Annotated in this window: 13 protein-coding genes and 1 riboswitch; all 13 genes read left to right on the top strand. The window is 35.4% G+C overall.

Annotated elements, in window-relative coordinates; genetic code table 11:
* The first annotated feature begins 273 nt into the window (after positions 1–273).
* The 13 genes from CN514_RS00585 (at position 274) to purH (ending at position 17,400) form a co-directional block, all read left to right on the top strand.
* The gene (locus tag CN514_RS00585) at positions 274–1,371 is read left to right on the top strand and encodes a PRK06851 family protein (protein ID WP_098230902.1); all 1,098 of its coding nucleotides are present in this window, start codon (positions 274–276) and stop codon (positions 1,369–1,371) included.
* A 479-nt stretch (positions 1,372–1,850) separates the two neighbouring features.
* A complete protein-coding gene (locus tag CN514_RS00580) occupies positions 1,851–5,369 on the top strand; it encodes a S8 family serine peptidase (RefSeq protein WP_098230900.1) in 3,519 nt (1,172 codons plus the stop codon).
* 246 nt (positions 5,370–5,615) lie between these two features.
* Positions 5,616–5,717: riboswitch (purine riboswitch) on the top strand.
* Positions 5,718–5,849: 132 nt separating this feature from the next.
* Positions 5,850–6,335, top strand: a complete 486-nt coding sequence (purE, locus tag CN514_RS00575; protein ID WP_098230899.1) for a 5-(carboxyamino)imidazole ribonucleotide mutase — start codon at positions 5,850–5,852, stop codon at positions 6,333–6,335.
* Positions 6,332–7,480: a 5-(carboxyamino)imidazole ribonucleotide synthase gene (gene purK / locus CN514_RS00570; RefSeq protein ID WP_098230897.1), complete on the top strand. Its 1,149-nt coding sequence runs from the start codon at positions 6,332–6,334 to the stop codon at positions 7,478–7,480. Before purE ends, purK begins: the two co-directional genes overlap by 4 nt.
* Complete coding sequence (gene purB, locus CN514_RS00565) at positions 7,477–8,772, top strand: adenylosuccinate lyase (RefSeq protein ID WP_098230896.1); 1,296 nt, start codon at positions 7,477–7,479, stop codon at positions 8,770–8,772. The genes purK and purB overlap by 4 nt, the downstream gene beginning before the upstream one ends.
* Before the next feature lie 113 nt (positions 8,773–8,885).
* Positions 8,886–9,608 (top strand): phosphoribosylaminoimidazolesuccinocarboxamide synthase, encoded by a 723-nt coding sequence (gene purC, locus CN514_RS00560; RefSeq protein WP_056474748.1) that lies wholly within the window; start codon positions 8,886–8,888, stop codon positions 9,606–9,608.
* Positions 9,596–9,850 (top strand): phosphoribosylformylglycinamidine synthase subunit PurS, encoded by a 255-nt coding sequence (purS, locus tag CN514_RS00555; RefSeq protein WP_069032645.1) that lies wholly within the window; start codon positions 9,596–9,598, stop codon positions 9,848–9,850. Before purC ends, purS begins: the two co-directional genes overlap by 13 nt.
* Positions 9,847–10,530 carry a phosphoribosylformylglycinamidine synthase subunit PurQ gene (gene purQ / locus CN514_RS00550; RefSeq protein ID WP_098230894.1) on the top strand — a complete coding sequence of 228 codons (684 nt, stop codon included), beginning with the start codon at positions 9,847–9,849 and terminating at the stop codon, positions 10,528–10,530. Before purS ends, purQ begins: the two co-directional genes overlap by 4 nt.
* A complete protein-coding gene (gene purL, locus CN514_RS00545) occupies positions 10,514–12,733 on the top strand; it encodes a phosphoribosylformylglycinamidine synthase subunit PurL (RefSeq protein ID WP_098230893.1) in 2,220 nt (739 codons plus the stop codon). The genes purQ and purL overlap by 17 nt, the downstream gene beginning before the upstream one ends.
* Positions 12,718–14,130, top strand: coding sequence for an amidophosphoribosyltransferase (gene purF, locus CN514_RS00540; protein ID WP_098230891.1), 1,413 nt, complete (start codon positions 12,718–12,720; stop codon positions 14,128–14,130). The genes purL and purF overlap by 16 nt, the downstream gene beginning before the upstream one ends.
* An 85-nt stretch (positions 14,131–14,215) precedes the next feature.
* Entirely contained in the window at positions 14,216–15,253 is a 1,038-nt protein-coding gene (gene purM / locus CN514_RS00535) for a phosphoribosylformylglycinamidine cyclo-ligase (RefSeq protein ID WP_098230889.1), read from the top strand.
* Positions 15,253–15,816 carry a phosphoribosylglycinamide formyltransferase gene (gene purN, locus CN514_RS00530; RefSeq protein ID WP_098230888.1) on the top strand — a complete coding sequence of 188 codons (564 nt, stop codon included), beginning with the start codon at positions 15,253–15,255 and terminating at the stop codon, positions 15,814–15,816. Before purM ends, purN begins: the two co-directional genes overlap by 1 nt.
* A 48-nt stretch (positions 15,817–15,864) precedes the next feature.
* Positions 15,865–17,400, top strand: a complete 1,536-nt coding sequence (gene purH, locus CN514_RS00525) for a bifunctional phosphoribosylaminoimidazolecarboxamide formyltransferase/IMP cyclohydrolase (protein ID WP_098230886.1) — start codon at positions 15,865–15,867, stop codon at positions 17,398–17,400.
* Positions 17,401–17,403: the final 3 nt, after the last annotated feature.

The raw sequence follows: 17,403 nt of genomic DNA, 5'->3' as shown, positions 1-17,403 counted from the left end.
CGTCGCCTGGTAACTAAAAAAGCATCAGCTAACAAGCTGATGCTTTTTTTATGTTAAAATTTGTAATTGTATCTTATGATGACTTTACAAAAGTGAGGAAATATCAATACACTGAACTATAACATGTTTAAGGAACATCAAAAAATTCGAATAATATATTAACAATTTACTTTCTTTTTTGCTAAAAATTTATAAAGTAAACAATAATGGTAATGCTGGGCAAACACCCCTAATTATAAATCTACATAGTTTAGATTGAATGGAGGGGAAAATATGAGAGGAAAAATACTCAATTATTATGCAGGAGGTAATACTGCAAAAGGGTTTTATAATCTCTATGACTCAGCTTTAGAGGATTTAGATAAACTATTCATTCTAAAAGGTGGTCCAGGTACTGGGAAATCAACTTTAATGAAAACAATTGGAGAATTGATTGTAAATAAGGGAGTCGATATTGAATATTTACATTGTTCTTCAGATACCAATTCAGTTGATGGCTTAATAATCCCGAAATTTCAAATAGGTATAGTGGACGGAACAGCACCACATGTAATTGAACCAAAAGCTCCAGGGGTTATTGAGGAATATGTGAATTTAGGTGTTGCTTGGGATTCTAAGAAATTAACCGTACAAAAGGAAATAATATTATCACTAAATGATGAAATTTCTAAGAAGTTTCAAACAGCATATGATACATTTGCTGCTTCATTAAGGGCTCATGATGAGATTGAAGAAATTTATATATCCAATATGGACTTTTTAGAAGCTAATAAACTAACCGACGAATTGATAGCGCTATTTTATGGTAATGACAGTCATACTGAAAAAGACGCCAAAGTAAAACATAGATTCTTAGGTGCAGCAACTCCAAGTGGTGCCGTTGATTATATTCAAAATTTAACAGAAGAAATCGAAAAGCGATATTTTATTAAAGGTAGAGCTGGTTCTGGTAAATCAACAATGTTAAAGAAAATAGCAGCTGCAGGAGAAGAAAGAGGATTTGATGTAGAGATTTATCATTGTGGATTTGATCCAAACAGCCTTGATATGGTAATTATTCCTGAAAAAGGAATTGCGATCTTTGACAGTACATCACCACATGAGTATTTTCCTGATCGTGAAACCGATGAGATTATTGATATGTACGAAAGATGTATTACGCCAGGAACAGATGAGAAATACGCCACTGAAATAGAGAGAACAACGAATTCATATAAAGATAAAATGAAAGAAGCAATATCATATTTAGCGGAAGCTAAAGTTCTTAGAGACGAATTAGAAGCTATTTATATTGGAGCCATGGACTTTTCAAAAGTAGATAAAATTCAGAGCGATTTAATAGAAGAAATTGAAAGTATAATAAAAAATTAGCATTATCTAATTTGAAAAAGGTGTAACCACGTTGGTACACCTTTTTTATTTCTAAAGATGAGAATGATTAGGACTTTGTAATCATTTTTTCTACGACATTCGAGTAGAAGTGTAAAATAAATTGAATTTTCTCTATATTTTCATAAAAATCCTTCTAAAACAATTGATCAAACTAAAAAAATCCGACGCATTTGTATATTTTTCGTGTTTTTATTTAGAATTTTTGCGATCTAAAGTACCAATAATAAATTTTTTTGTAATTATTTGTTGAAAAAATGCACTTCGATTCAGTTCAAATTCCCCCAATTTACTTCCACATATGATGAATGTAAAGTTAGATTGTATTTACATAAGTAATGGTAAGGGTTGGTTCTAGTTAAATTAGTCTATCTATTTTTCTAAACTACTAACCTCTTAAACATAGTATTTAAGCAAATACATAATCGAAATATTACAATCATAAAAAGGGAGAGGTATTAATGAAACTCAGCAAAATTGTACCAATTAAAGTAATGAGCACAGTGGCAATCTCATCTTTGATTTTCTCATCTTATACGGCACTTGCGGAGAATAATGATTCAACATCTCAAGCGGTCGAGGATCAAGTACCGCAATTATTAGATCAAAGTCCTAAAACTAAAGACGACTTATATAAAGAAGATATTAAAAAGGATGAATCTGAGAAAACTTATAAACCTACCGATAAAGTTCGATTTATTGTAGAAATTGAACAACCATCAACTTCCGAAACTTCTACAGCAAACAAAAAATCCCTATTTAAAGAAAAACAAGACAAAGTAATCGAAGAAATCACAAAAAATAATAAGGCTAGATCAAATTCACCTAAATTAAAACAACGCTTTTTTGAGGGGTTCAATGGATTTAGTGTGGAGACGGAATATCAAAATTTAAAAGAGATTAAATCGATTCCTGGTGTGATGCACGTAAGTGTGGCAAGAACATTCCATGAAACGATGGCTGCGAGCAAAGAAATTGTACAAGCACAAAAGGTTTGGAATCAATATGGCTATCAAGGTGAAGGACTACTTGTGGCAATTGTTGACTCTGGTATCGATTATACTCATAAAGATATGACGTTGACTGAAAAGGGTAAACAAAAAGAGAAGTTAACTCAAAGTGGAATTCAAAGTAAACTAGATGAAACATCTGTAAACGATGTTTGGTACACAGATAAAGTACCAACAGGCTATGATTGGGCTGATCATGATACGGATGTTATTCCTAGAGGCGATGGAAGTCCACACGGGACTCACGTTGCAGGTACAGTTGGTGCAAATGGTAACGATGCGACTGGCGGTGTTCAAGGAATTGCTCCTGGAACGCAATTATTGGCTGAAAAAGTATTCTCCGATAAAGCTAGCAGTGCCTCAGAGGATGACATTATTGCTGGTATCGAGCATGCAGTTGAAATGGGTGCTGATGTAATCAATATGAGTTTAGGTGTTGATGCAGGTTTCGTGGGTGAGGATTTTGATCCGGTTCAAAAAGCAATTCGTTTAGCAACTGAACAGGGTACGCTTGTTGTAGTTGCAGCTGGTAACTCGTCATATAGTACAAAGCATGGATTATTATATCCATCTGCTATGCAGCCATATGCAGATAATCCTGATATTGGAACAGTAGGTGCACCAGGTGTAAGTCCATATGCTTTATCGGTTGCTTCTTACGAAAATACAAAAATGCATTTAAATACCTTAGGTGATGCTAATGGTTTTAAACTACCTTTCCAAGATCAAACTATGTTTGCACCAAGTAAAAACTTTAAACTTTCTAAAAACTTAACACCGGGTCAAGAGTATGAGTTAGTTTATGTAGGTGAAGGATCAAAACTTACTGATTTTAGTACGAAAAATGTTGAAGGTAAAATTGTTGTAGCTAAAATGGCAAATCAATATACTTCGTATTCGTTTGTTCAATTTAACGCTGCTAAATATAAAGCTAAAGCTGCAATTATCATCCCGCCAAATAGTATGGGTGATTATCCATATATGAAATTTGCCAATACTTCTATACCAGCTGCTACAACTGGTAAAGCTGTGGGTCAAGAATTAATCAATAAGCTATCAAATAACCAAGTTGTAAAAGTAAAACTTGCTGGAGATACTTGGATTGATAATCCAAGTAAAGATACAATGTCTTATTTTTCATCATATGGAGCTCCAAGTACATTAGATTTTAAACCAGAAATGGCTGCTCCAGGTGGAAATATCTATTCAACAGTACCTGGAAATGATTATGAAGTAATGAGCGGTACATCAATGGCAACTCCTCATGTTGTAGGTGGTTCTGCGTTAGTATTACAGTCACTTTATGAAAAAGGATTACAACATTCAGAGAATACAGCTTTAAAAGCAAAAATTGCTTTAATGAACACATCAAAAGTTGTAATGGATCCAAAAGCAAACGGAGAAGTTCCATATTCTCCACGTATTCAAGGCTCTGGTCTAATGCAAATCCAAAATGCAATCAACACACCAGTCGTTGTTACAAGTAGAGACACACCATTAGAGCAAGCTGGTGCGGTGGCTTTAAAAGAAATTGGGCAAAACACAAGCTTTAAATTAAATGTTGATGCATTTGATGCACCAAAAGGAAAAAATAATAGTGCTGATATCGAATACAATGTATACGTAGATTTGTTAAAAGATAAAACAGAAACAAAGCAATTTGATTTAGACAGTGATGGTGCAATGGATTCAAAGGATTATTTAACTTTAACTAGTGAACGCATAGACGGTGCAACGATCACAGTAAATGATAATAATGTTTCTTATAAAGATGGCTCATTGCTTAAAATAAAGCCAGGTCAGTCAAAAATACTGACAATTAATGTAAATTTACCTGATTCATTAAAGAAAAATAGCTTTGTTGAAGGGTTTGTTCGTTTAGTACCAGTAACAAAAGATCAAGATAAAGCTGTACCAATTTCTGTGCCTTATATGGGCTTCTATGGTAATTGGGATGAGCCTAGAAATATTGATCCACCAGCGTGGGAAAAAGATGCATTTCTAGGTTATACAGCACTTTGGGATGGAACTTCAGAGCGTTATCCTAAAGGATATAACTCTACAACTGGTACATTTGATCTTAACAAAATTGCCATTTCACCAAACTACCTTTTAAATGGAATTTATTCTTCATTTACAGCTTTGCGTAATTTAGCAAAAACTGAAATGTATATTGAAAATGAATCAGGAAAGATCGTTAAGTATTTAGGTGATTTTAGTGAATTTAATGGAACTCCATATAAGTTCAGAAAAAATGTTATGTCATTTGGTGATACAAGTTATAGTGAACTCTATACTTGGGACATGACAGATGAGACTGGTCAATTTGTTCCTGACGGTAATTATAAATATGTTATTAGAACAACATTAGATTATCCAGGGGCAAAACCTCAAGAAGTGAAAATGCCAGTAAAAGTTGATTCAGCCCTTCCGAAAGTTACAGATATTACGGTAACACCGAAAGACGGAAAATATGAAATTTCATGGAAAGGTACTGATGAAGATTCTGGGTATGCAGCTTCAGTTGTTTGGGTTAATGGAAACTACTATTCACCAGGAGCAGCACAATCAATGGTAGTAAATGTTGAACCAAAGAGTATTGTTATTGGTGGAGCTGACAACGCATTTAATCATTCATACACAACTTGGGGCGATCAAAGTTCAAAATATATGAGTGAATGGATGGTTCTTTCAAACGGTAGCGTATATCCGACTAACAATATTAGCAAAAACAGTGTAGCTTCAGTCAATTTCTTTGCTCAAAACAGAGTAGATTGGAAGTTCAATGTAAAAGATGCAAGTGGAAATATAGTAGACACTTTCGAATACAAAAATGAAAAAGAAGTGCATACAAAATGGTACCCAAAAGCTGATTTACCGAACGGTACGTACTATATTTCTGCTGATGTTGTTACAAAAGACGGTTTTAAAGTGACATCAACTCCGACTAAAGTAACGGTTCTTCAATAAAAGTCAATAATTGAAAAAGCTATCTTTCCCATTTATTATGAGGATAGATAGTTTTTTTGTTATTCATTGATTATTCGATAATAGAAATCCGAATAAGAAATAAAAAAATTACAGTTGCTATCGGTAATTTAATGAAAATAGACTTCATAGAATGTAAAAAACTGCGTAAAACACGAACATTAAAATATTTTTTAAGAAAAACATTCATATTTTATTGAAAAAAGAGTTATAAATTGATACTATAGAGATAGGAAATTTAGCAAACCTCATATAAGTTTGGGAATATGGCCCAAAAGTTTCTACCTAGTAACCTTAAATTACTGGACTATGAGGGGAAGTTAATCACACGTGTACGTAAATTAGTATACGCCTAAGTAGATTATCTTTCTCGCCATAGAGGGATATTTCTATTTAGGCGTTTTTTGTTGGGAATTTTTTGTAAAAATAAAAAAATAGCGAATAAACTTGGGGGAAAAGCAGATGAAACCGGTAGTTGGGGTCATTATGGGGAGTACAAGTGATTGGGAAACAATGAAACATGCTTGTGATGTGTTAGAAGAACTAAATATAAGCTATGAGAAGCGAGTTGTTTCAGCACATCGTACACCAGATTTAATGTTTGAGTATGCAGAATCAGCTAGAGAACGTGGTATTAAAGTCATCATTGCAGGTGCAGGCGGGGCTGCTCACTTACCAGGAATGGTAGCAGCAAAAACGACACTTCCAGTAATTGGTGTACCAGTACAATCAAAAGCTCTAAATGGATTAGATTCATTATTATCAATAGTACAAATGCCAGGTGGAGTACCTGTTGCAACTGTTGCAATTGGTAAAGCAGGTGCGACGAACGCAGGCTTACTTGCAGCTCAAGTATTAAGTATCCAAGATCAAGAAGTTTATTTAGCATTAGAAACTCGTCGTAAAAACACTACTAAACAAGTTCTAGAAAGCAGTGAATCACTATGAATAGCAAAGTAATTCTACCAGGACAAACAATAGGGATCATCGGAGGAGGTCAACTTGGAAGAATGATGGCGCTTTCAGCGAAAGAAATGGGCTATAAAATAGCTGTTTTAGATCCTACTCCAAACTCACCTTGTGGGCAAGTATCTGATATAGAGATTACGGCTGAGTATTCAAATTTAGAAGCAATTAAACAGCTTGCGAAAGTAAGTGATGTTATAACATATGAATTTGAAAATATTGATGTAAAAGCACTTGAGTATTTAGATGAGCATTCCTATTTACCTCAAGGTAGCGAGTTATTAAAGCTAACAAGAAATAGATTAACTGAAAAAACAGCTATTCAAAATTTAGGCATTAAGGTTGCTCCATTTCGACTAGTAGAAAATGAAGAGCAATTTTCTGAAGCAGTTACGAAAATAGGTTTACCAGCTGTTTTAAAAACGACAACAGGTGGTTATGACGGTAAAGGGCAAGTTGTTTTAAGATCTGAAGAAGACTTTGTTGAAGCGTTAGAACTTGTTAAAAAACAGCAAAGTATTCTTGAGGGCTGGGTTCCTTTTGAAAAAGAATTGTCAATAATTGTCGCAAGAAATAGTAATGGAGAGGTAAATACGTTTCCAATTGCAGAGAATGTTCATATAAATCAAATTCTGCATACTTCATCTGTACCGGCAAATACTTCAAAATCGGTAATAGAAACAGCAGAGAACTATGCAAAAAAAGTAGCTAGCTCATTTCATCTTGTAGGTGTTTTAGCAATTGAGTTATTTGTAACAGAAGATGAGCAGGTTTATATTAATGAATTAGCTCCGCGTCCACATAATACAGGACACTATACGATGGAGGCAGTTGAAACTTCACAATTCAAGCAGCATATTCGAGCGGTTTGTAATTTACCATTAGGGAATACGGAATTACTTAAACCGGTTGTAATGGTGAATATATTAGGTGAACATGTTGAAGAAGTATTGAATGTAATGCAAAATGATAGTACATTAAATGTCCATCTTTATGGAAAAGAAGAAAGCAAAAAAGGCCGTAAAATGGGACATATTAATATAATGGCAGCATCAACAGAACTAGCGATGCAAAAAGTACAAGAGTTAGGGATTTGGGAACAAAACCCGGTGGAGGTAAAAATATGATTGAACGTTATTCACGCCCAGAAATGGCAGCAATTTGGACAGAAGAAAACAAATTTAAAGCTTGGTTAGAAGTTGAAATCTTAGCATGTGAAGCATGGGCTGAATTAGGAGATATTCCTAAAGAAGACGTAAAAGTGTTACGTGAAAAAGCTTCTTTCGATATAAACCGAATTTATGAAATTGAAAAAGAAACACGTCATGACGTAGTTGCATTTACTCGTGCAGTTTCTGAAACATTAGGCGACGAACGTAAATGGGTACATTATGGTTTAACATCAACTGACGTAGTAGACACGGCACTTTCTTACTTACTACGCCAAGCAAACGATATCTTATTAAAAGATTTAGAGAATTTTATTGGAATTCTTGAAACAAAAGCTAAAGAACATAAGTACACAGTAATGATGGGACGTACTCACGGTGTACATGCAGAACCAACTACTTTCGGCTTAAAACTTGCATTATGGACTGAAGAAATGAAGCGTAACTTAGAGCGATTTAAGAGTGCGATTGAAACAGTTCGAGTAGGTAAAATCTCAGGTGCTGTTGGAACTTACGCAAATATTCCTCCATTTGTTGAAGAATATGTTTGTGAAAAACTAGGAATCCAAGCAGCTCCAATTTCAACTCAAACTTTACAACGTGATCGTCATGCTCACTACATGGCAACATTATCTTTAATTGCAACTTCAATTGAGAAATTTGCAACTGAAGTACGTGGATTACAAAAAAGTGAAACACGCGAAGTTGAAGAATTCTTTGCAAAAGGTCAAAAAGGCTCTTCTGCAATGCCACATAAACGTAATCCAATTGGATCTGAAAACATGACAGGTTTAGCTCGTGTAATTAGAGGTCATATGGTTACAGCTTATGAAAATGTATCACTTTGGCATGAAAGAGATATCTCACATTCATCTGCAGAAAGAATCATCTTACCGGATGCAACAATACTTTTAAATTACATGTTAAATCGATTTGGAAATATTGTTAAAAACCTTACAGTATTCCCTGAGAATATGAAACGTAATATGGACCGTACTTACGGATTAATTTATTCTCAACGTGTACTTCTTGCTTTAATTGAAAAAGGAATGTCTCGTGAAGAGGCTTATGATACTGTTCAACCAAAAGCAATGGAAGCTTGGGAAACTCAAGTACAGTTTAAAGAGCTTGTAGAAGCAGAAGAAAAAATTACTTCTTTATTATCTCAAGAAGAAATTAATGATTGCTTTGACTACAGCTACCACTTAAGTCAAGTCGATACAATTTTTGAACGCTTAGGATTAAATTAATAAATATTGTTTGGCTAAGATTAGATAAAAATTCTTAGCCAAACAATTCAAATAACAGATAAAGCAGAAATTCTATTGGGTGTTTAAATGAGGATATGGGAGGCATTGTTAGCATGGCAGAGCAAGTAATGTTGTATGAGGGAAAAGCAAAAAGAATTTTCTCAACTGAGAATCCTGAAATTGTAAGAGTTGAGTACAAAGATTCAGCAACTGCATTTAACGGTGAAAAGAAAGCAGAAATTGCTGGTAAAGGTCGCTTGAATAATGCGATTACTAGTTTATTATTTTCAAAGTTAATGGAATCAGGTATTGCATCTCATTTCGTAGAAAAAACATCAGAACTTGAACAACTTGTAAAACGAGTAACAATTGTACCAATTGAAGTAGTTGTTAGAAATATCGTTGCTGGTAGCTTATCGAAACGCATGGGGTTAGATGAGGGTGTTAAGTTAGAAAAACCAATCATTGAGTTTTATTACAAACGTGATGATTTAGGTGATCCAATTATTAATGAGGATCATATCGCTGCACTTAAACTAGCAACAACTGAAGATCTTGAAACAATTAAAGAGATTGCTCTCCGTGTTAATGATGTACTAGTAGAACAGTTTAATGCATGTAATGTTCGATTAGTTGATTTTAAATTAGAATTTGGCAAATTAAATGATGGAACAATTTTGTTAGCAGATGAGATTTCACCAGATACTTGCCGATTATGGGATAAAGATACAAACGCGAAATTTGATAAAGATGTATTCCGTAGAGATTTAGGTAACTTAACAGATGGATACGAAGAAATTTTAAAACGCTTAGGGGGATTATCATGTTCAAAGTAAGAGTATTCGTTACATTAAGAGAAAGTGTTTTAGATCCACAAGGAAATGCAGTTAAAAACGCACTTCATAGCATGAATTTTAGCGAAGTTCAAGATGTTCGTATCGGTAAATATATGGAATTATTAATTGATAAAAATGTTGCAGATTTAGATACTACAGTAAAAGAAATGTGTGAAAAGTTATTAGCAAACATCGTAATTGAAGATTACCGTTATGAGGTAGAGGAGGTAGTCGCACAGTGAAGTTTGCAGTAATTGTGTTCCCGGGCTCAAATTGTGATGTTGATATGTATCATGCAATCAAAGATGAGTTAGGCGAAGAAGTAGAATACGTATGGCATGATTCAACGAATTTAGATGAATTTGATGGTATCTTATTACCAGGTGGCTTCTCATATGGAGATTACTTACGCTCTGGCGCAATTGCAGGCTTTGCAAACGTGATGGATGCCGTGAAGAAAGCTGCTGCTGAAGGTAAACCAGTATTTGGCGTGTGTAATGGATTCCAAATCCTAACTGAAGCAGGTCTACTACCAGGTACTCTTAGACGTAATGAGAAATTAAAATTTATGTGTAAACAAGTAGAGCTAGTTGTTGAAAACAATGAATCAATGTTTACAACTGGTTATGAAAAAGGACAAGTAATTACTGTACCAATCGCACATGGTGAAGGAAATTACTATTGCGATCAAGAAACATACGAATCACTTAAAAGTAATAACCAGATAATTTTCCGTTATCAAAATAATCCGAACGGTAGTTTAGATGATATCGCAGGAATTGTTAATGAAAAAGGAAATGTATTAGGTATGATGCCACACCCTGAGCGTGCAGTTGATGCATTATTAGGTAGTGCAGACGGACTTCAACTATTTCGTTCGATTGTAAGAAACTGGAGGGAAAACCATGTCGTTACTTCTTGAGCCAAATCCAATTCAAATTGAAAATGATAGAATTTATGCCACTATGGGCTTAACTGATGAAGAGTTTCAATTAATCAAATCAATTATTGGTCGCAATCCGAACTATACAGAGCTTGGATTATTCTCAGTAATGTGGTCTGAACATTGTAGTTATAAAAACTCAAAACCTTTATTACGTAAATTCCCAATAAGCGGTGAGCATGTTTTACAAGGACCAGGTGAAGGCGCAGGTATTGTTGATATTGGCGATGAACAAGCTGTAGTATTTAAAATCGAAAGCCATAATCACCCTTCTGCAATTGAACCATATCAAGGCGCTGCAACTGGTGTAGGTGGAATTATTCGTGATGTATTTTCAATGGGAGCACGTCCTGTTGCCCTTCTAAATTCTTTACGATTTGGTGAATTAGAAACTCCAAGAGTTAAGTATTTATTTGAAGAAGTAGTTGCAGGTATTGCTGGATATGGAAACTGTATTGGTATTCCAACAGTTGGTGGAGAAGTAAACTTCGATCCATGTTACGAAGGCAATCCTTTAGTAAATGCAATGTGTGTTGGATTAATCAATCATAAAGATATTAAAAAAGGTCAAGCGCATGGTGCTGGAAATACAGTTATGTACGTTGGTGCTTCAACTGGACGTGATGGAATTCATGGTGCAACTTTTGCTTCTGAAGAGTTATCTGATGCATCTGATGAGAAACGCCCAGCGGTACAAGTAGGCGATCCATTTATGGAGAAGTTACTACTTGAAGCATGTTTAGAAGTTGTTCAAAATGACGCTCTTGTTGGTATTCAAGATATGGGTGCAGCTGGATTAACATCATCATCTGCTGAAATGGCTTCAAAAGCTGGAATGGGAATTGAGATGAATCTTGATTTAGTTCCTCAACGTGAAGCTGGTATGACAGCTTACGAAATGATGCTATCTGAATCTCAAGAACGTATGTTACTAGTTGTAGAAAAAGGTAGAGAGCAAGAAATCGTAGACTTATTTGAAAAGTATGATCTACATGCTGTATCAGTAGGACGTGTTACAGATGATAAGATGCTTCGCTTACTTCATAAAGGTGAGGTTGTAGCTGAATTACCTGTAGATGCTCTTGCTGAAGAAGCTCCAGTATATCATAAGCCATCAACTGAACCTGCATATTATGGTGAGTTCCAAGCGATGGAAAACTATATTCCTGAAATTAGTGATTCAAAAGAAACGTTAAAACAATTACTTTCTCAACCTACAATCGCAAGTAAAGAGTGGGTTTACGGTCAGTATGATTACATGGTTCGTACAAATACAGTAGTTGCTCCAGGTTCAGATGCTGCAGTAATCAGAATTCGTGATACAAAAAAAGCTCTAGCAATGACAACTGACTGTAATGCACGCTACTTATATTTAGATCCAGAAGTTGGTGGGAAAATTGCAGTAGCAGAAGCAGCTCGTAATGTAGTTTGTTCAGGTGCTCGTCCACTTGCAATTACAGATTGCTTAAACTTCGGAAATCCTGAAAAACCTGAGATTTTCTGGCAGTTAGAAAAAGCAACAGATGGTATGAGTGAAGCTTGTAATGTATTAAGTACTCCAGTAATCGGTGGTAACGTATCATTATATAACGAAACAAATGGTGAAGCAGTTTACCCAACTCCTGTAGTTGGTATGGTAGGTCTAATTGAAGATGTCGAGCACATCACGACTCAAAACTTTAAAACTGCTGGCGATTTAATTTATATAATCGGTGGAGCAGAAGCTGAATTCGGTGGAAGTGAGCTTCAAAAATTATTAAATGGCAAAATCTTTGGTAAAGCACCAAGTATTGATTTAGCTGTTGAATCTAGTCGCCAAGAGCAAATTCTTGCTGCTATTCAAGCAGGTGTAGTTGCTTCAGCACACGATATTTCTGAGGGTGGTTTAGCTGTAGCGATTGCAGAAAGCACATTTGGTCCGTCAGAAGTTGGTGCAACTATTACGATTGAAGGAAATGAGGTTGTTTCATTATTTAGCGAAACTCAATCACGTTTCTTACTTTCAGTTAAACCTGAACATAAAGAACAATTCGAAGCATTAGTAGATGCAAAGTTAATCGGTACAGTTACAGAAGAAACATCAGTAACAGTTCGTAATGAAAACAATGAAACAGTTCTTCATGCTTCAGTTGACGAACTGAAACAAGCTTGGAAAGAGGCGATCCCATGCTTGCTGAAATAAAAGGACTAAACGAAGAGTGTGGAATATTTGGAATTTGGGGGCATACTGATGCTGCCCAAATCTCCTACTATGGTCTTCATAGCTTACAACATAGAGGCCAAGAAGGAGCTGGAATTGTTGTAACGAATGGGAATGAACTTGAAGGTGCAAAAGGACTTGGCTTAATAACAGAGGTTTTCAGTAAAGGTCAATTAAATGATTTACACGGAAAAGCTGCTATTGGTCATGTTCGTTATGCAACTGCAGGTGGAGGCGGCTATGAAAATGTTCAGCCTCTATTATTCCAATCGCATACTGGAAGCATTGCTCTTGCTCATAATGGTAATTTAGTAAATGCTTCAAGATTACGTAAAGACTTAGAGATGCAAGGTAGTATTTTTCAAACTACTTCTGATACTGAAGTACTTGCTCATTTAATTAAACGTAATGGTTCTGCTCCATTAAAAGATAGCATTAAAGCATCTTTAAATATGATCAAAGGAGCTTTCGCTTACTTAGTTCTAACAAAAGATGCAATGTATGTCGCACTAGATCCAAATGGCTTTAGACCTTTGGCGTTAGCTAAACTAGGTGACGCTTATGTTGTAGCTTCAGAGACGTGTGCATTTGATGTAGTCGGAGCTAAATATATTCGTGATATTAATCCGGGAGAATTACTTATTATTTCAGACAAGGGAGTGGAAACTGATCAATTTACTTCATCAGTTAATCACACAATTTGTAGTATGGAATATATTTATTTCTCTCGTCCTGACAGCAATATTGATAATATCAATGTTCATGCTGCACGTAAAAATATGGGGCGTGTATTAGCAAAAGAAGCTCCTGTTGAAGCAGACGTAGTAATCGGTGTTCCAGATTCAAGTATTTCAGCAGCAGTTGGTTACGCTGAAGAATCTGGTATTCCATATGAACTTGGATTGATTAAAAATCGGTACGTAGGTCGCACATTTATTCAACCTTCTCAAGAACTTAGAGAGCAAGGGGTTAAGATGAAACTTTCTCCAGTTCGTTCGATCGTAGAAGGGAAACGTGTAGTAATGGTAGATGATTCAATCGTTCGAGGAACTACAAGCCGCCGAATCGTACAAATGTTACGTGATGCAGGTGCAAGTGAAGTTCATGTTCGTATTGGCGCACCACCATTGAAAAATCCTTGCTATTACGGTATTGACACTTCTACAAGAGAAGAGTTAATTGCTGCAACTAATACAATAGAAGAAATTTGCGAAGAAATTGGTGCAGATTCATTAGAATTTATTAGTTTAGAAGGATTACTAAATGCTATTGGTAGAAATCATGAGGGACCAAATAGAGGCCAATGTACTGCTTGCTTTACAGGGAAGTATCCAACAGTAATCTATGATGAAAATGAATTAGTACATTCTCATAATTAATATTAAAAAAAAGAGGCGGTGAGCAAAGTCGCCGCCTCTTTACAATTGAATCTATTCATAAGGAACTGAAAGGGGAAATCATCACATGGCGAATGCATATAAACAAGCTGGAGTAGATATCGAAGCTGGCTATGAAGCAGTGAACAGAATGAAGAAACACGTTCAAAAAACAATGCGTCAAGAAGTTCTTGGTGGATTAGGAGGATTTGGAGGAATGTTTGATCTTTCCAAATTCAACTATAAGGAACCGGTTCTTGTATCAGGGACAGATGGAGTAGGAACAAAATTAAAATTAGCTTTCCAAATGGACCGTCACGATACGATCGGCATTGATGCAGTCGCGATGTGTGTGAATGATATTGTGGTTCAAGGAGCGGAGCCTTTATTTTTCCTAGATTACTTAGCAGTTGGCAAGGCTGTACCTGAACGAATTGAGCAAATTGTAAAAGGTGTTTCTGATGGCTGCGTTCAAGCAGGTTGCTCATTAGTCGGTGGAGAAACTGCAGAGATGCCTGGTATGTATCCAGAAGATGAATATGATATTGCTGGTTTTGCAGTAGGGATTGTTGACAAGCCGAAGCTTGTAACAGGACAAAGCATTAAAGAAGGAGATATCTTATTAGGAATCTCATCAAACGGAATCCATAGTAATGGATATTCTCTAGTTCGTAAAGTTTTATTAGAAAAAGGTGGCTTAACGCTTGATCAACATATTGATAAATTAGGTCATACTTTAGGCGAAGAATTACTACGCCCAACTAAAATTTATGTAAAACCAATCTTAAATGTCCTTAAAAAGTTTGAAGTAAAAGGTATGGCACATATTACTGGTGGTGGGTTTATTGAAAATATCCCAAGAATGCTTCCAGAGGGAATCGGTGCAGAAATTGATTACGGTTCATGGCCAATCCAACCGATCTTTGATTTATTAGAAGAGATTGGTGAATTGAAGCGCGAAGAAATGTTTAATATTTTTAATATGGGTATTGGCATGGTTCTTGCGATTAGTGAAGAGAACTTACATGACACTATTAAACTATTAGAAGAAGACGGAGAAAAAGTATTTATTATCGGAAGAACAAAAGCAGGTGAAGGTGTAACCTTTGGCGGAGGTTCTCTGTAATGAAGAAGATTGCCGTATTTGCTTCAGGAAATGGCAGCAACTTTCAGGCCATTCTTGATGCAACTCTAAGCGGAGAAGTGAATGCTGAAGTGAAATTACTTGTTTGTGATCGTCCAAATGCATTTTGTATCGAACGAGCAAAGCAAGCAAATATTCCATCATTTATATTTTCAGCGAAAAACTATGAATCAAAAGAGCACTATGAAGGTGAAATTATTGCCCATCTTAAAGAGTTAAATGTCGAATTTATCGTTTTAGCTGGATATATGAGATTGATTGGTCCGACAATTTTAGACTCATTTCCTGGGAAAATAGTAAATATTCATCCTTCATTTCTACCATTATTTCCTGGAAAAGACGCAATTGGTCAAGCTCTCCTAGCAGGTGTCGAATCGACAGGTGTAACAGTTCATTATGTCGATGAAGGAATGGATACTGGTCCAATTATTGCGCAAGAAGAAATTCTGATTGAAAAGAGAGATTCTAAAGAGTCTCTTGAGCAGAAGGTTCATAGTGTCGAGCATGTTTTATATGTGCAAACACTAAAAAAATTATTTAGTTAACTAGATTTAGATATAGAGCATGAAATCGATTAGATAGGGGAATATATCATGAAAAAACGAGCTTTAGTTAGCGTTTCAGATAAACAAGGGATTATTGAATTTGTAAGTGGATTAATTAAACATGATTTTGAAGTTATTTCAACAGGTGGAACTTATAATTTATTAAAAGATGCTGGATTAAATGTAATTGGTATTTCAGAAGTAACTAACTTTCCAGAAATTATGGATGGTCGTGTAAAAACATTACATCCTTCAATTCACGGAGGTTTACTAGGTGTTCGTTCAAATGCAGAACATATGCGTCAAATGAACGAGTTAGGAATACAGCCAATTGATTTAGTTTGTGTAAATTTATATCCGTTTAAAGAAACGATCATGAAGCCTGATGTTACATTTGAAGATGCAATTGAAAATATCGATATCGGTGGCCCTACAATGCTTCGTTCAGCAGCTAAAAATCATGAATTTGTATCTGTAGTAGTTGACCCAACAGATTATGAAGTGATTTTAGCTGAGTTAGCTGAAAATAATGCGGTTTCTATTACTACGAACCGTCGATTAGCTGCTAAAGTTTTCCGTCATACTGCAGCTTATGATTCATTAATTTCTAATTATTTAACAGAGCAAGTAGGAGAAGAAAATCCTGAAAGCTATACTGTTACTTACGAATTAAAACAATCTTTACGTTATGGTGAAAATCCTCACCAAAAAGCGACATTCTATCGTGCTCCAATGCCAACAGTTTCGTCTATTGCTTATGCAGAGCAATTACACGGTAAAGAGCTTTCTTATAACAATATTAATGACGCTAATGAAGCACTAAATATTGTACGCGAATTCTCAAATCCAGCTGTTGTCGCTGTAAAACACATGAATCCTTGTGGAGTAGGCGAAGGCACTACAATTGAAGAAGCTTATGATCGTGCTTATACTGCTGATCCAGTTTCAATTTTTGGAGGAATTATTGCGACAAACCATGAAGTTGATGCTGCAACAGCTAAGAAAATGCATGAATTATTCTTAGAAATTATTATCGCTCCTTCATTTAGTGAAGAGGCTTTAGAAATCTTAACTAGTAAAAAGAACTTACGTTTATTAACAGTAGACTTAGAAACTAAGCCTACGTTTGCACCTAAATTAACGACAGTTCATGGTGGCTTATTACGTCAAGATATGGATACATTTGGATTAGATGATGCAACAATTACAGTTCCTACAAAACGTCAACCGACTGAAGAAGAGTGGGAGAATTTAAAATTAGGTTGGAAAGTTGTAAAACATGTTAAATCAAATGCAATTGTTTTAGCGAAAGATCATATGACAATTGGTGTTGGTGCAGGTCAAATGAATCGCGTTGGAGCTGCAAAAATTGCGATTGAACAAGCTGGCGAAAAATCAAATGGCGCAGCGTTAGCTTCAGATGCATTTTTCCCTATGAATGATACAGTAGAAGCAGCGGCTAAAGCTGGTATTACAGCAATTATTCAACCGGGCGGATCAATCAAAGATGAAGATTCAATTAAAAAAGCTGATGAATATGGAATTGCAATGGTCTTTACAGGGGTTCGTCACTTTAAACATTAAGAA

The organism is Bacillus sp. AFS001701 (assembly GCF_002559405.1).
Classification (GTDB): Bacteria; Bacillota; Bacilli; order Bacillales; family Bacillaceae_G; genus Gottfriedia.
This window is presented reverse-complemented; position numbering and strand designations above follow the sequence as displayed.